Raw genomic sequence first — 509 nt, 5'->3', positions numbered from 1 at the left:
AACACCACGGCCACGCCGGGAGAGTCCGCATCACCGGCCTCGCGGATGACGGCTTCGGTGATGGTCACGATGTTCGGCGCTTTGCCTTCAGCCTGTTCCGGGGTCAGCGGCTCACTGAACACAAAAACGCCACCCCAGCTGATGCGAATAACATCGCCCGCCGCGGCAAAGGGATAAGGCGGCGTGCCATCGTTGTTGCCGATGGTGATCGGCACGCCCTCGGCCACGTTTTCCTTGTCGATACCGCCGTCAGCAATCTCCTTGGGAATCGTCATGATCAGCTTGGAATGCCCACTGTCATCGTTGTCATCGTGCCCGCCCGGGCGAGTGAGCTTGACCTGCACCTGCATGACTTCGGACGGTTGATCCGTGCCGCCCAAGGGCTTGACCGTATAGGACACCGCGAACAGGCCATCGACCATGTGCCGGGAAGGCACGAACATACTCAGTTGCGTTTTGACTTCGGTCTGGTCGACGGTTTCAACCCACACGTTTTGCCCGGTGCCCCA

Annotated in this window: 1 pseudogene; it reads right to left on the bottom strand. The window is 60.5% G+C overall.

What is annotated here, in order from left to right:
* Positions 1–509, bottom strand: a pseudogene (locus tag HU765_RS26610) (hypothetical protein); the annotation flags it as partial.

The sequence above is a fragment of the Pseudomonas sp. SWRI81 genome, assembly GCF_014268545.1.
Classification (GTDB): domain Bacteria; phylum Pseudomonadota; class Gammaproteobacteria; order Pseudomonadales; family Pseudomonadaceae; genus Aquipseudomonas; species Aquipseudomonas hamedanensis.
Note: the sequence above shows the minus strand (reverse complement) of the source record. Positions and strands in the feature narration are given on the sequence as shown.